The sequence below is a fragment of the Variovorax sp. VRV01 genome (genome assembly GCF_014852545.1).
In the GTDB taxonomy this organism is placed as follows: Bacteria; Pseudomonadota; Gammaproteobacteria; order Burkholderiales; family Burkholderiaceae_C; genus Variovorax; species Variovorax beijingensis_A.
In genome coordinates this window covers 152,566-166,500 of sequence record NZ_JACVBS010000014.1, presented here as the reverse complement: position 1 = coordinate 166,500, position 13,935 = coordinate 152,566, and the positions used below count along the sequence as shown (strand labels likewise).

The window sequence follows — 13,935 nt, the reverse complement described above, 5'->3', positions numbered from 1 at the left end:
CGCGGTCGGCGCGTGGCTCAGCCCATGTATTTGCCGCCGTTGATCGACAGCGTGATGCCGGTGATGAAACCCGAGTCGTCCGAAGCCAGGAACGCGATGCCGCGCGCAATCTCGGCGGGCGTGGCCAGGCGGCCGGCCGGAATGCTCGTCAGGATGCGTGCCATCACCTGCGGGTCGACCGCCCCGACCATGGGGGTGTCGGTGTAGCCCGGCGCCACCACGTTGGCCGTGATGTTGTGCGAGGCGCCTTCGAGCGCCAGTGACCTCGTGAAGCCCACCAGCCCGGCCTTGGTCGCTGCGTAGTTGGTCTGGCCCAACTGACCCGACAGGCCGTTGACCGACCCGAGGTTCACGATGCGTCCGAAGCGCCGCTCGCGCATGCCGCCGATGACGGCGCGGCACATGTGGAAGCAGCCGCCGAGGTTGACGTCGAGCACCTCTTTCCATTGCTCGAAGCTCATCTTGTGCAGCATCGCGTCACGCGTGATGCCCGCGTTGTTGACGAGCACCTCCACCGGGCCCAGCGCCGCCTCGACGCGGGCCACGCCGGCGGCGCAGGCCTGCGCGTCGGCCACGTTCCAGGCAAAGGCCGGAATGCCGGTGCGCGCGGTGAACGCCTCGGCAACCTGCAGGCGGCTGGCGTGGTTGACGGCCACGCGGTAACCGGCAGACTGCAGCGCCTCGGCCGTGGCCGCTCCGATGCCGGAGGTTCCGCCGGTGACCAGTGCGACGCGGCTCAATTGTCCACCGCGAGATCGTTCACGACCAGCGAAACACCGGGCGCCGCCCAGGCCGCGCCCTGCACCGCATTGCGCTCGGCCCAGGAATGGACCTTGCCGCGCAGCGTGACCTGCGAGCCGTTCACCGTGATGGCCAGGTGCTTGGCTTCGCGGTCGGCCTGGCGCGCGAGCGCTTCGTGGATCTTCTTCTCGACGTCGGCCGGCCTGACCTTGGGCGTGACGTTGACGAGGTTGGACACGCCCCGCACGCCCATCAGGTTGCGCACGGCACTTTCCGCGGCCCGGCGCTGGTACTCCCACTCGACCTCGCCGTTCAGCGTGAGCCAGCCCTTTTCCACCATCGGGCGGATCTTGCCGTCCGGCACCAGCACGTTCCATTCGAGTGCCCGCTCGGCGGCCATCGCAATGTCGGCGTCGGTGCGCTCGTTGTCGAACGGAACCTTGACCGTGATCTCGACGGCCACGGCCTTCACGCCGTGCACGCGCTGCACCGCGCGTTCGACGGCGTACTTCTCGGCAAAGCTCGCCAGATGGCCGGTCAGGGTGGCCACGCCGTCCTTGACGATCACGCCGACGTCGGAGGCCTTGAACGACGGGTCCCAGGCCAGTTCCGCCTGGATGTCGTCTCGCAATTGCGCATCGGTTTTCATGAGGTTTCCTTCAGTGAATGAACTTGGGATCGGTCCCGAGAAAAGCCGTCGGCAACCGTGCATCCACTCTAGGAACGCCGTGCGCCCGGCGTATTGCGCTGGATCAATTCACGCGCCGGCTCAGGCGACGCTGCCCAGCAGCAGTGCCTGCACCACGAAGCGCCGGTTGTCCGCCGGCGAGGTCCGCTCGTCGAGCAGCTCGGCGAGCCGGGCCGTGGAGTGGCTTGCACAAGCGAGGCCGTCGTAGACGGGAATGCCTGCCTTCAGGCCGATCTGCCGCACGACCTCGGGCGCCATGCCCTGGCACTCCAGCGCGTCGTAGAAGCGGCCGAGGATGCGTGCGCTGTGCTGCACTTCGGCGGGGCTGCCGAGATTCGAGAGCGCGGGGCGGATGGTTGCCACGTGCGCGCCCAGCTCCTCGGCCGCGCGCTGGAACAGCAGCCGGCTTTCGGTGCCGTCGGCGCCTTCGTCGCAGAGGATCCCGAGCTTCTTGCCCCTGAGCTGCGGCGACAGGGCGCCCCGCAGGAATGCCGCCTGCAGCAGGCGCGCACGGCCCACCAGCGCCGTCTCCTCCGCGGGCGACAGCGCATGGAATGCCGAGACATTGTGGTTCTCGAAGGGAAAGAGCATGAACCCCCTGGGTGTGAGTGCGCAGAGGCTAGCCGGGCGGGGGCAGGCCGGGCTTGATACAGATCAAGTCCGGTTGCACCGGCGCTGATACGCGCCGGACACAAAGCATTCACCGAGCGTTACCCACCGATTCCGGCCGTTGTCACTGTGTTGCCGCGCGCTTCCTAGCATCCCTCCATCGACCCGCGACTCACCATCTACACCAGGAGCTTCCACATGTTCAACCCGTCCCTGACCCAAGCCGCCGCACCTGCGATGAACGGATTCCTGGCTGCACGCGCCGTGCCGAAAGCCGGCCTGGCGGTCCACGAGCGGGCCAGCCAGAAGCTGGTGGAGACGCAGCAGCTGCTGAAGGAGCGCCTCAACCCGCAGCGCCGCGTCGTGCATGCGGGCGACCTGATCTACCAGGCCGGCGAGCGCTTCGGCAATCTCTACATCCTGAACTCGGGCTTCTTCAAGATCGTGAACCTGTCCGCGGACGGGCGCGAGCAGGTGGTGGGCCTGAAGTTCCGCGGCGACTGGCTCGGCTTCGACGGCATCGCCGCCAACCACTATTCCTGCGACGCCGTGGCGATGGACACGGGCGAGGTCTGGGTCGTCTCCTACGAGGCGCTGCTGGCCGCCTGCCTGGCCGAGCCTGCGCTGCTGCAGGTGTTCCACACTGCGATGAGCCGCGAGATCGCCCATGACCGGGATTCGCTGATGTCGGTGTGCACGCTGCCGGCCGACGCCCGCGTGGCCGACTTCCTGCGCTACTGGGCTGAATCGCTGGCCGAGCGCGGCATGCGCACCGACCAGATCACGCTGCGCATGACGCGCGCCGAGATCGGCAACTACCTCGGCATGACGCTCGAAAGCGTGAGCCGGGCGCTGTCCAGGCTGGCGCGCGACAAGGTGATCGAGTTCGTGGAGAAGGGGCGTCGCGACGTGCAGATCCCGGACGTGGGGGCCTTGTCGGCCTTCGTGCAGCGCTGCCTTGCGCCCGTGCCCGCGCCCGCGCCCGCCATGCTGCAGTGAGGCGTGCGGCGCGGCGGGTCGATCCGGATCGGCAACCGGCCCCCGCAGCGGGAACAATCCACCATGGTGCGATGCTTCGACGTCTGCAACGGGGATGCCGACGGTCTCTGCGCGGTCGTCCAGTGGCGTCTTGAGGACACCCGGCCGGCCGAGCTGGTGACCGGGCTGAAGCGCGATCTGGCGCTGCTCGACCGGGTCGTCGATGCGCAGGCGGGCGACGAAGTCAATGTGTTCGACCTGTCCATGCAGCGCAATCGCGCCGGCCTGTTGCGGCTGCTCACACGGGGCGTGCACGTGCGCTACTTCGACCATCACGCGAGCGGAGGACTTCCCTCCCATCCCTGCCTGGAATCCCACGTCGACGAGGCGAGCGATGCCTGCACCAGCCTTCTGGTCGACGCCCATCTGGGCGGTGCGCACCGCGCCTGGGCCCTCGTCGGCGCCTATGGCGACAACTTGGCTGCGGTCGCCGACCGGCTGGACTTTGACGGCGGTGTCGAGCCCGGCGACCGCGCGGGGCTGCGGCGACTGGGCGAGCTGATCAACTACAACGCCTACGGCGACGACGAGCGCGATGTCTGCATTCCGCCCCGCCTGCTGTACCCGCTCATGGCGCGCTACGCAGATCCGCGCGACATGATGGCGCACGAATCCATCGTCGAGGACATCGACGCCATGCGACGCAGCGATCTGCGCCAGGCGGCGAGGGCGACCCTGCTCTGGCAGGGCCCTGCGGGCCGCGTGCACATGCTGCCCGACGCGCCATGGAGCCGGCGCGTGCTCGGGTGCTTCGCCAATCATCTCGCCACCGAGGCGCCGGGCCTGGCGCATGCTGTGCTGAGGCCGGGGGGCGAAGGCTATGTCGCCAGTGTGCGCGCGCCGCTGGCGCATCCGCAGGGCGCCCACGCGCTGTGCCGCCGGTTCGGGGGCGCCGGGCGCGCCCGCGCCGCCGGCATCGACAGCCTGGGCGCCGGCGACCTGAGGCGCTTCATTGCTGCCTTCGCCAGCACTTCCTGGTCCTCCATGCCGGATGCTCCGGCGGCTTCGGAGCCTTCATGAACATGAAGCAAGGAATGCGGCCCCGGCTGGCCCTGGTGTTCGCGCTGGCCGTTGCCCTGCTCGCCCGACAACGGCACGGGCATGACGCCGGCCGTGGCGGGATTCTCGATCCAGTCCGACGGTTGCCTGCGCATCGCATCCGCGCCCGGGCGCGGCACCTCCATCGGCCTTGTTCTGCCGGTCTTCGAAACTCCGGCGGGTTCCACCCCCGGCGGCAGGGAGGTGAATCATGAAGTCCGATGCGCAGTTGAAGAATGAGGTGGCCCGCGAACTGGAATGGGAGCCTGCCGTCAACGCCGCGAATGTCGGGGTGGCGGTGAGGCACGGCGTGGTGACGCTGAGAGGCCACCTCGACACCTGTGCCGAGAAGCTCGCCATCGAACGTGCCGTGCAGCGCGTGCGAGGCGTTCGGGCGCTGGCCATCAAGCTCGATGTCGAGTTGTCGCCCCGGCACAAGCGCAGCGACTCGGAAATCGCAGCGGCCGCGGAGGCTGCCCTGAAATGGCATTCGGAAATTCCCCCGCATCGCATCCAGGTGAGCGTTGACAACGGCCGGATCCACCTCAAGGGCGAACTCGATTGGGAGTATCAGCGCAATGCGGCTGTGCGTGCGGTGGAGGCGCTGGTCGGTGTCGTGCGAGTCCAGAACAGCATCGCACTGAAGGCACACCTCATCCCGGCCGACATCGGAACCCCGATTCGCGAAGCGCTCGAGCGCCAGGCCCAGGACGCGTCCGACCGCATCGAAGTGGTCGTCAGCGGTGCCAGCGTCATCCTGCGCGGCACGGTGCATTCCTGGGCGGCCCGTGCGGCTGCGCAAGGGGCCGCGTGGTCGAGCCCGGGCATATCGAACGTGGTGAACGAACTCAGGGTGGCGGGCTGATCGGCACCGGCGCGTTGCGGCAGGTTCCCTTGAGGTGCGTCAATTCGGCGCGAGCACGGCATGCCTAGCATGGGCGATGCGTGCCGGATGCACGCCAACCCGATGAAAAAGGACGATGCCATGAACACGACAATTCACGCCGCCACGCAAGCGCTGGAGCGGGCCCTGGACGAGACGATCGGCGAGGGGCGGTTCGCCGCGGCCGGCGACAAGCTGATCGCGAACTTCCAGCGCGCATGCTCGCAGGTCGATGCGCTGCAGGACGACACCGTGCGCGCGGCGAGATCGGCGGTCCGCCGCACGGACCGGGCCATCCACCGTCACCCGTACAGCGCGATCGGCGTCGTTGCGGTGGCCGGCATCGTCATCGGAATCCTGGCGGCAAGGCGCTGAGGCGCGCGGGCCGCGATCGCGAGGTGTTCCCGGCTCAGCGGCCGCCGCCCGGCGGCTGGCGGCGTATCCATTCTCTTGCCTTGGCGATGCCGATGCGGATGGCTTTCCCGTCGTCATATCCCTCGGCAAGCAGGGCGTTGGCGATCTCCACCGCCTTTTGCCGCACGCGCGGCGGCAGCCGGCGCATCGCGGGGGGGGTAGCGCTCGTCGGTCCAGGGCATGCGCGCCTCAGGCGCCCGCCGCGCCGGTGCGCGGCGGTTCTTCGGCGGGAGTCAATCCGTCGCGTATCGCGTCGTCCACCGTGTCCAGACCGATGATGCGAAGCGTCGCGCGAACGCTGTCGGGCACATCGCGCAGGTCCTTCAGGTTGCGCGATGGCAGCAGCACGGTGCGCACACCGGCGCGCTGCGCCGCGAGCACCTTTTCCTTGATGCCGCCGACCGGCAGGACCAGGCCGCGCAGGCTGATCTCGCCGGTCATGGCCACGTCGTGGCGCACCGGCCTGCCGGTGTACAGCGACGCCAGCGCGATGAAAAGCGCAACACCGGCGCTCGGACCGTCCTTGGGAATGGCGCCGGCCGGGATGTGCAGATGGATGTCGACGTCGGCGAAACCCGTCGGCGACACGCCCAGCGAGGCCGCGCGCGCCTTCATCAGCGTGAGCGCGGCCTGCGCGCTCTCCTTCATCACCTCGCCCAGGTGCCCTGTGAGGTTCAGCTTGCCGTTGCCCGGCACGCGGGTGGCCTCGATGAAGAGGATCTCGCCGCCCGCGGGCGTCCACGCCAGCCCGGTGGCCACGCCCGTCACGTGGCCGTTGCCGGTCAGCGCGGCCTCGTGTTCGTAGGGCGCCGGGCCCAGGATGGCCTCCAGGTCGGATGCGTCGATGCGGATATCGGCCGTCGAGCCTTCGGCGACTTTCACTGCGGCGTGGCGCATGACGCGCCCGAGTTCGCGCTCGAGCTGGCGCACCCCCGCCTCGCGGGTGTAGTCCGAAACGATGGACCGCAGCGCGTCGGCCGAGATCTCGCATTGCCCTTCCTTCAGGCCGTTGGATTCGCGTTGGCGCTGGATCAGGTAGGTCTGCGCGATCTGCATCTTTTCTTCCTGCGTGTAGCCCGGCAGTTCGATCACCTCCATCCGGTCGCGCATCGGCGCCGGGACGTTGTCGATCACGTTCGCGGTGGCGATGAACACCACCCGGCTCAGGTCGAACGGCACGCCGAGGTAGTTGTCGCGGAAACTGTTGTTCTGCTCGGGGTCGAGCACTTCGAGCAGCGCGGCCGACGGGTCGCCGTGGGCGCTCGCGCCGATCTTGTCGATCTCGTCGAGCATCATCACGCAATCCCGGGCGCCGGCACGCCGCAGTCCCTGCACGATGTTGCCGGGCATCGCGCCGATGTAGGTGCGCCGGTGCCCCCGGATCTCCGCCTCGTCGTGCACCCCTCCGAGCGACACGCGCGTGAAGGGGCGCTGGATCGCGCGCGCGATGCTCTGGCCGAGCGAGGTCTTGCCGACGCCGGGCGGCCCCACGAAGCACAGGATGGGCGCGCGGCCGGTGGGGTTGAGCTTTCTCACCGCGAGAAACTCGACGATGCGCTGCTTCACGCGCTCGAGCCCGAAATGGTCGGCCTCGAGCGACCGGCGCGCCGCCGCGAGGTCGAGCGGCGCTTCCGGCTCGATGGTCCACGGAAGCTCCACCATCCAGTCGAGGTAGTTGCGCAGCATCGAGTATTCGCCCGACGCGTCGGGCATCCCGCGCAGGCGGCCGAGTTCCTTGCGGGTGTGCGCCTCGACATCCGCAGGCATGCCGGCCGCGGCAATCGCCGCTTCGATCCGCGCGAACTCCTCGTCGTCGGCGCCTGTTTCGCCCAGCGCGGCCTGAATCGTCTTCAGCTGCTGGCGCAACACGAACTTGCGCTGCTGGTCGTCGAGCTGCTCCTTGGTCCGCTCGCCGATTTCCCGCGACAGCCGAAGAACCTCCAGGCGGTGCGAGAGCAGCTTCAGGAGCTGGCCGATGCGTTCCGAGGGCGGCAGCATCTCGAGCAAGGCCTGCTTCTCGTTCACGTCGGCGTCGATCACGCTGGCCGTGATGTCGGCCAGGGCGGACGGCTCCCGCGTGGTCTGCAGCGCATGCACCAGCTCCGCCGGCACGCTGGGCAGCAGCGACAGCAGTTCGATCGCGCGCTCCCGCAACTGGAGCGCCAGCGCCTCGGACTCGGCGGACACGTCGGCGGCCTCCTCGACGATCTCGATCCTGGCGGCGAGATAGGGTTGGCCTTCCACAGGCGCCACGATGCGAAACCGTTTCAAGCCCTGGCAGACGGCGTGGTACTGGCCTTCGCCGGAGTCGATGTGCTGCACGATTCTCGCGAGGGTTCCCACGGCGCACAGGCTCGCGATCGAGGGATCGTCTTCGCCCGGATCCTTCTGCAGGACGATGCCGATCGGCACCTCGCCGGCAATCGCATGCTGGAGCGCGGCAATCGATTTTTCGCGTCCAACGCTCACGGCCGTCACGACATGCGGGAACAGCACGAGGTTGCGCATCGGGATCAGCGCCACCACCTCGGGCAGCGCAGCAGCGGAGGGCGGGGCGGGGGCAGTGGTCATGGGATTCTCCGTGAGGCGCGAACGCCGCGCTTCAGTAGAGATCGCCGCCGGAGCCGCGCTGCGCGTCCGGAGCTTCCTTCTTGGGAGCGATGGCGATCATGCAGTCGGTGGTCAGGATCAGGCTGGCGATCGATGCGGCGTTCTGCAGGGCCAGGCGCGTCACCTTGGCGGGATCGATGACGCCCATCTCCAGCATGTCGCCGTACTCGCGGGTCGCCGCGTTGTAGCCGTAGCTCGGCTGGGTCGCCTCGTCGACCCTGGCCAGCACGATGGACGGCTCGTCGGCCGCATTGCTGACAATGCGGCGCAGGGGCTCCTCCAGCGCGCGCTGGACAATCCTGATACCCGACCCATGGTCGATGGTGGGAGCGGCCAGCTGGCCCAGGCTCCTGCGTGCCCGCAACAGGGCCACGCCGCCGCCCGGGACGATGCCTTCTTCCACGGCCGCCCGTGTCGCATGCAGCGCGTCTTCGACGCGGAGCTTGCGCTCCTTCAGTTCGGTCTCGGTCGCGGCACCCACCTTGATCACCGCCACGCCGCCCGAGAGCTTCGCGATGCGTTGGTCCAGCTGCCTGCGCTCGTAGTCGCTGGTCTGCGCCTCCCGCTCCTGGCGAATTGCGGCGATCCGTTCGCGGATGGCCGCGGGTTCGCCCGCACCGCCGATGAGCGTGGTGCTGTCCTTGTCGATCACCACGCGGCGTGCACGGCCCAAGTGGTCGAGCGTGGCTTTCGCCAGACTCAGGCCCAGCTCGGTCGAGATCACCTGCCCGCCGGTCAGGATGCCCATGTCCTGCAGCAGCAGCTTGCGCCGGTCGCCGAAGCCCGGCGCCTTGACCGCGCAGGTCTTCACGACGCCGCGCATGCTGTTGATCACCAGCGTGGCCAGGGCGTCCGCATCCACATCCTCGGCGATCACGAGCAGGGGGTCGCCCGACTTCGCCGCGGCTTCGAGCAGCGGGACGAGGTCGTTGATGGTCGACAGCCTCTGGTCGCACAGCACCACCAGGGCGTTCTCCAGCAGCACGGTCTGCTTCTCGGCGTTGTTGATGAAGTAGGGCGACAGGAAGCCTCGGTCGAACTGCATGCCCTCGACGATCTCCAGCTCGCTGACGAGCCCCGAGCCGTCCTCGATGGAGACGGCGCCCTCGCGGCCGGCCTTGTCCATCGCGCGGGCGACGAGGTCCCCGATAGAACGGTCATTGTTGGCCGAGATCGCGGCCACGTGCGCGATCTCCTGCGAACTCGTGCAGGGTTGCGAGAGCACCTTCAAACTGTCCACGACCGCAGCCACCGCGAGATCGATGCCGCGCTTGAGGTCCATGGGGTTCATGCCCGCAGCCAGGTACTTCAGCCCTTCCTGGATCATCGCGTGGGCCAGCACGGTGGCGGTGGTGGTGCCGTCGCCCGCCATCTCGCTGGTGCGGGCCGCCACTTCCCGCAGTAACTGCGCGCCCATGTTCTCGAACCGGTCCTCCAGCTCGACCGCCCGAGCGACGACCACGCCGGAATTGACGATCTGCGGCGCGCCGTACGCGCTGTCGATGATCACGGTGCGTCCGCGCGGACCCAGTGTGACCTTCACCGCCTCGGCCAGTGCATCCACGCCGCGGCGGATCTTGTCGCGTGCCTCTTCCCGAAAAAGCAGTTGCTTGGCAGTCATCGAGGACCTCTCCACGGTAGCGGCGGCGTACACGCCGCGCGGATTCAGCGATCAGGCCGGCCTGCAGACGATTTCGGGCCACAGCGTGGCCGATGCGGGGCTGTAGTGCCACACGATCCTGCGTACCTTGAGCCGGCCCTTGGCGTCCGGCGGCACGTCCGCGTCGTCGGGGACCACGAGGGTCTCGCCCACCTGGGGAAGCGGGCCCGGGTGCGGATGATGGGTCGTGCCGACCTGCAGTTCGCACGACGTCTTGCCGGACAGGCGGACAGTGATCTTCATGGCGTGCCTTGACGCCGGTAGTCCGGCCTAGCCGACCACCGTGTTCCAGCCGGCCGTGCCAACCGAAGGCACCCGCAGCGGCAGTGGCGGCATCGGCGGCATGTCGTCGACTTGCACGGTCTCGCGCTGAAGCCCGCTTCGGATCACCTTGGACAGGCCGGCGATCTCGTCCGCGCAGGCGCCCATCAGGTCGTCCAGCGCAACGATGCCGACGACGCGTTCCTCGGCATCGGTCACCAGCACCCTCCGCACGCCATGCTCTTCCATGACGGCCATGGTGTCGGCCAGGTCTGCGTTCTCCGTCACGCTCACGATCGTCTCGCTCGCGAGCTCGCCAACCTTGATGCCCGCGGGATCCAGGCCCTGGGCCAGGACCTCGATCACAAGGTCGCGATCAGTGACGATGCCGCTCACGGACGCGCCCCCACCCACAGAGTGAGTGATGACCAGGGCGCCGACGTGCTGCTCGCGCATCATGGCGGCTGCCTGGAAGAGCGTGCTGCCGCCGTCCACGGCCACCAGGCGCCGTGTGCAGATGGATGAGATGTTCATGGGACCTTCTTTCGAACTTCGGGGGTTGGCGAGACATGGAGAAACGCGTTGTCCATTCTGGAGAGCGCGGGCGGTGGCGCATTGCGCTGGATCAAGGAGGCGGCCGGCGCCGGGGCGGATGCCGCACTGCGGCTTCCTCGAGCCGGCGTGAATCGGCGGCAGCGACCATGGACGCGATCCCGGCTCGTCGCTGGCGGCGGGTCTTGCTGAGGAAAGTGCATGTCCCTGTCTTCGCGCATCCGCATGGTCGCGCCGCCGGCCGGGTTCGCGGTGCACGAATCTGACTCACCCCTCGCCACTGCAGCTGGCGAAAAGGCCGGTACCGACCTTGCGGAGCCCCTCGCGCTCGCGCGTGACGACGAGTGCGTCGAGCCCCCGCCGCATGGCAAGTTCACGCCCGGCCTCGGCACCGAGCACCATCAGCGCTGTGGCGTAGGCATCGGCATCGGTACAGGTCGGTGCGATGACCGTGACCGACGCGACCGCCCCGCGCAGCGGCGCACCGATGCGCGGGTCCATCGTGTGCGAGACGCGCTCGCCGTCGACCACGCGCCATTGCCGGTAGTCGCCCGAGGTCGCGATCGCGGCGTCGCCGAGCTCGATCACGCCCATCGCCGTGCGCCGGTCGTCCTCGGGCGCCTCCAAAGCGATGGCCCATGGCGAGCCGTCGGGCTTGCAGCCCCGCGCGCGCATTTCGCCATCGATGCCGACCAGCCAGGAGCCGATGCCGTGCCGGTTCAGCACGCGCGCGAGTTCATCGACGCCGAAGCCCTTGGCGATGCCGCACAGGTCCAGGGCGACGCACGCATGCTTGCGCACCCGGCGCCCCGGCAGGTCGACTTCCAGCAGCTCGTCGAGCGGCCGGCAGGCAGGGGAGCCCGTCGACCTGCCTCGCGGGCCACTCCTGCCCGCCGGGCCGAATCCCCAGGCGTCGACGAGTTCGCCGACGCCGATGTTGAACGCATTGCCGGTTTCGCGCCCGATCTCGGCCGCCCGCACCAGCACCGACGCCAGGTTCGCGGGGACGGGAACCCAGCCGTCCGGCGCCGCGCGATTGAGCCGCGACAGGTCGGAGTCGGCCTTCCAGTTCGACATCTGCGCGTCGACGGCGGTGACGGCCGCTGCCAGGACGCCGACGATCGCCTGCACGTCGGCCTCTTCCGGCACGACGAAGCGCACGGTATAGCGCGTGCCCATCGTCGCGCCGCTCGCGCGGCAGTCCTTCAGCCGTGCGCCGCGCAGCCACTCAATAGACGTCCTCAACATAGCGTCCCTGTGTCCTCAGTTGTGCGACCGAAAGGCCGGAGCCTTCCAGGATGCGGTCCCAGGCGTGAGCCACGCCTTCGGCCATTTGGCGGCCGCCGCACACCATGACCTGCGCGCCCTGCACGATCGACGCGCGCAGGCGCCGGGCGTCCGCGAGCAACCGGTCCTGCACGTAGGCTCGATCAGCGCAGCGCGAGAAGGCGGTGGTCAGCGTGCGCAGCCGGCAATCGTCGACGAGGCCGTCAAGTTCGTCGCGATAGAGAAAGCCGTCGTCGGCGCTGCGCGCGCCAAAGTACAGGTGCATCGGGCGTCTGGCACTGTTGTGGCGGATGAAGCCGATCAGCGGACCGATGCCGGTTCCCGCACCGATCAGGATCAGCGGCGCGGTGCCGGCGGCAGGGCGGAAGCTCTCGTGCGGTCGAACGAAAGCCTGGATCGCCGCGCCCGGCGACAGGCCGGTGAGGTAGCCGGAGCAGATGCCGCCGGGTTGGCGGCGCACGCAGATTTCAGCCGCGCCGTCCGAAGCCGCGCTCACCAGGGAGTAGTAGCGCGGCGAGGCGCCGCCCGGTGGCACCACGCCGAGCAGGTCGCCGGTCTCGAATTTCGGCAGCTCCGGCCGGCCGAGCCAGGCGCGCCAGCCCCTCGCGGGTACCCGGGGCGCGAAGCGCAGGACCGCGGTCAGGGTCTGGGGATCGGCGCCGTAGTCGGTTCGCGAGACGAGCTCGAGCGCCGTCGTGCGCGGCAGCAGCGGCTCGTAGCGGATGTCGAGCGCCACCCCAAGCGTCTCGCCGAGCCACTTGCACCATTGGCGGAACTCGGGCTCCGACTGCCGGTCCACCGTGCCCGTTTCTCCCAGCGCCTCCAGCCCCCTGGCGGCGAGCGCGTCGTGGACCTGGCGTGCATAGCCGCAGAAGTGCGGGAATTGCCGGTCGCCAAGGCCGAGCACGGCGAACGCGACGCCGGGCCCGGCGGGCAAGCGGGCGAGCCGCGGCAGAAACTGGCGCGCGCTCTCCGGGGCCTCGCCGTCGCCGTAGGTCGCGGTCAGGACGAGCAAGCGGCGAACGCCGTCGTGAGGGGTCTCGATGTCGTTCATCGGCGCCGCATGCACCCGCAGGCCCGCACGCGTCAGCGCCGCATGCAGCGCCGAAGCGAATCCCCAGGTCGTGTGGGTCTCGCTGCCGACCAGCAGCAAGGTGTCGGCGTCGCGCCTCGAGGCGTTGTTCGCCAGGCGGGGCAGGCTCTGGCGCCGGTGCAGCCAGAGCAGGAAGCCGGTCGCCGCGAGCAGCGGCACCGCGAGCGACGAGGCGCCAAGCAACAGCCCCAGCCACCACAGGCCCTCGCCGGTATGCAGCATGCGCACGGTCGCGTGCAGGCGCTGCCACCCGTCGAGCGCCCGGTAGGCGAGCCAGGTGCCCGTGGCAGGATCGACCACGCCCGCGCCATCCGCGGTCTCGATTTCGATGACGTCGCTCGGGTCGTCCGGACTCGCGAGCTTCAACTGTGCCAGCCGCGACACATCCACCGATTGCAGCACCGCCATCTGCGCGAGCGCCATTCGCCCCGCCCCGCTCGGGCGCAGGTCGAGAAAAGGGTCCGCATCACCGCCTTCGGGCATCAGGCCGAAGGTCGCAAGCGACATGATCAGCCCGGTTGCCGCCGACAGTGCGAGGCCGGCGAGCGCGGGGCGTGCGCTCTCGTTGTGCAGCCGCTGCGGCGTGCTGCCGCGTACGCGGCCCAGCAACAGCTTCCATCCCCCCATCCGCCGCGCGAAGAGCGTGAGGCCGGAAAGCACGATGAACAGCATGAAGGCGGCGGCAACACCCGTCGCGACACGGCCGGGGTCGTCGAGCAGGAGCTTGCGATGCAGGTTCTTCAGCCAGCGCTGGGCGGCCGAGGGCCGATAGGCGGCGACCACCTCCCCACTGGCGGGATCGATGACCGATGCGCGCTGCTCGCTGCCCACCATGTGGTACGCCACGATCGTGCCCGACGGCTGGCGCACCAAGGTTTCCACGCCGGGCAGGCGCGCGCTCACACGGCCGGCGAGCGTTGCGACGTCGACGCCGCTCGCACCGGCTGCACCCGCCCGCTCGAAGGCGGGAAACAGCGACAGTACCGACCCGCTCAAGGCGACGAGCACGAGCAGCAGCGAAGCGATCAGCGCCGGGATCGAGTGGAGCGTCCGCAGCATCG

The 13,935-nt window shown here is 69.3% G+C and carries 14 protein-coding genes; 4 read left to right on the top strand and 10 right to left on the bottom strand.

Annotated elements, in window-relative coordinates:
• Positions 1-17 precede the first annotated feature (17 nt).
• The 3 genes from IB278_RS23600 to IB278_RS23590 form a co-directional block, all read right to left on the bottom strand.
• Positions 18-740, bottom strand: coding sequence for an acetoacetyl-CoA reductase (locus IB278_RS23600; protein ID WP_192325763.1), 723 nt, complete (start codon positions 738-740; stop codon positions 18-20).
• Positions 737-1,390, bottom strand: coding sequence for a BON domain-containing protein (locus IB278_RS23595; RefSeq protein ID WP_192325761.1), 654 nt, complete (start codon positions 1,388-1,390; stop codon positions 737-739). Before IB278_RS23595 ends, IB278_RS23600 begins: the two co-directional genes overlap by 4 nt.
• Positions 1,391-1,510: 120 nt before the next feature.
• On the bottom strand, positions 1,511-2,020 hold the full coding sequence (locus tag IB278_RS23590) for an ornithine carbamoyltransferase (protein WP_192325759.1): 510 nt from the start codon (positions 2,018-2,020) through the stop codon (positions 1,511-1,513).
• Positions 2,021-2,236: 216 nt separating this feature from the next.
• On the opposite strand from IB278_RS23590, the gene IB278_RS23585 reads away from it, so the two are divergent.
• The 4 genes from IB278_RS23585 (at position 2,237) to IB278_RS23570 (ending at position 5,372) form a co-directional block, all read left to right on the top strand.
• Positions 2,237-3,037 carry a Crp/Fnr family transcriptional regulator gene (locus IB278_RS23585; RefSeq protein WP_192325758.1) on the top strand — a complete coding sequence of 267 codons (801 nt, stop codon included), beginning with the start codon at positions 2,237-2,239 and terminating at the stop codon, positions 3,035-3,037.
• A 63-nt stretch (positions 3,038-3,100) separates the two neighbouring features.
• Positions 3,101-4,096 (top strand): hypothetical protein, encoded by a 996-nt coding sequence (locus IB278_RS23580; RefSeq protein ID WP_192325756.1) that lies wholly within the window; start codon positions 3,101-3,103, stop codon positions 4,094-4,096.
• Positions 4,097-4,325: 229 nt separating this feature from the next.
• Positions 4,326-4,979: a BON domain-containing protein gene (locus IB278_RS23575; RefSeq protein ID WP_192325754.1), complete on the top strand. Its 654-nt coding sequence runs from the start codon at positions 4,326-4,328 to the stop codon at positions 4,977-4,979.
• A 102-nt stretch (positions 4,980-5,081) separates the two neighbouring features.
• Complete coding sequence (locus IB278_RS23570) at positions 5,082-5,372, top strand: DUF883 family protein (RefSeq protein ID WP_192325752.1); 291 nt, start codon at positions 5,082-5,084, stop codon at positions 5,370-5,372.
• Between the two features lie 34 nt (positions 5,373-5,406).
• On the opposite strand, the gene IB278_RS23565 is transcribed toward IB278_RS23570, so the two are convergent.
• The 7 genes from IB278_RS23565 to IB278_RS23535 all read right to left on the bottom strand — a co-directional run bounded on the left by IB278_RS23565 (position 5,407) and on the right by IB278_RS23535 (position 13,933).
• Positions 5,407-5,559: a hypothetical protein gene (locus tag IB278_RS23565; protein WP_225613099.1), complete on the bottom strand. Its 153-nt coding sequence runs from the start codon at positions 5,557-5,559 to the stop codon at positions 5,407-5,409.
• A 41-nt stretch (positions 5,560-5,600) separates the two neighbouring features.
• Positions 5,601-7,982: an endopeptidase La gene (lon, locus tag IB278_RS23560; RefSeq protein WP_192325750.1), complete on the bottom strand. Its 2,382-nt coding sequence runs from the start codon at positions 7,980-7,982 to the stop codon at positions 5,601-5,603.
• Between the two features lie 31 nt (positions 7,983-8,013).
• Positions 8,014-9,642 carry a chaperonin GroEL gene (gene groL / locus IB278_RS23555; protein ID WP_192325748.1) on the bottom strand — a complete coding sequence of 543 codons (1,629 nt, stop codon included), beginning with the start codon at positions 9,640-9,642 and terminating at the stop codon, positions 8,014-8,016.
• A 51-nt stretch (positions 9,643-9,693) separates the two neighbouring features.
• Positions 9,694-9,924 (bottom strand): hypothetical protein, encoded by a 231-nt coding sequence (locus tag IB278_RS23550; RefSeq protein WP_192325746.1) that lies wholly within the window; start codon positions 9,922-9,924, stop codon positions 9,694-9,696.
• 27 nt (positions 9,925-9,951) lie between these two features.
• Positions 9,952-10,476: a CBS domain-containing protein gene (locus IB278_RS23545; RefSeq protein ID WP_192325744.1), complete on the bottom strand. Its 525-nt coding sequence runs from the start codon at positions 10,474-10,476 to the stop codon at positions 9,952-9,954.
• Positions 10,477-10,761: 285 nt separating this feature from the next.
• The gene (locus IB278_RS23540; protein ID WP_192325742.1) at positions 10,762-11,742 is read right to left on the bottom strand and encodes an FAD:protein FMN transferase; all 981 of its coding nucleotides are present in this window, start codon (positions 11,740-11,742) and stop codon (positions 10,762-10,764) included.
• Positions 11,723-13,933: a PepSY domain-containing protein gene (locus IB278_RS23535; protein ID WP_192325739.1), complete on the bottom strand. Its 2,211-nt coding sequence runs from the start codon at positions 13,931-13,933 to the stop codon at positions 11,723-11,725. Before IB278_RS23535 ends, IB278_RS23540 begins: the two co-directional genes overlap by 20 nt.
• Positions 13,934-13,935: the final 2 nt, after the last annotated feature.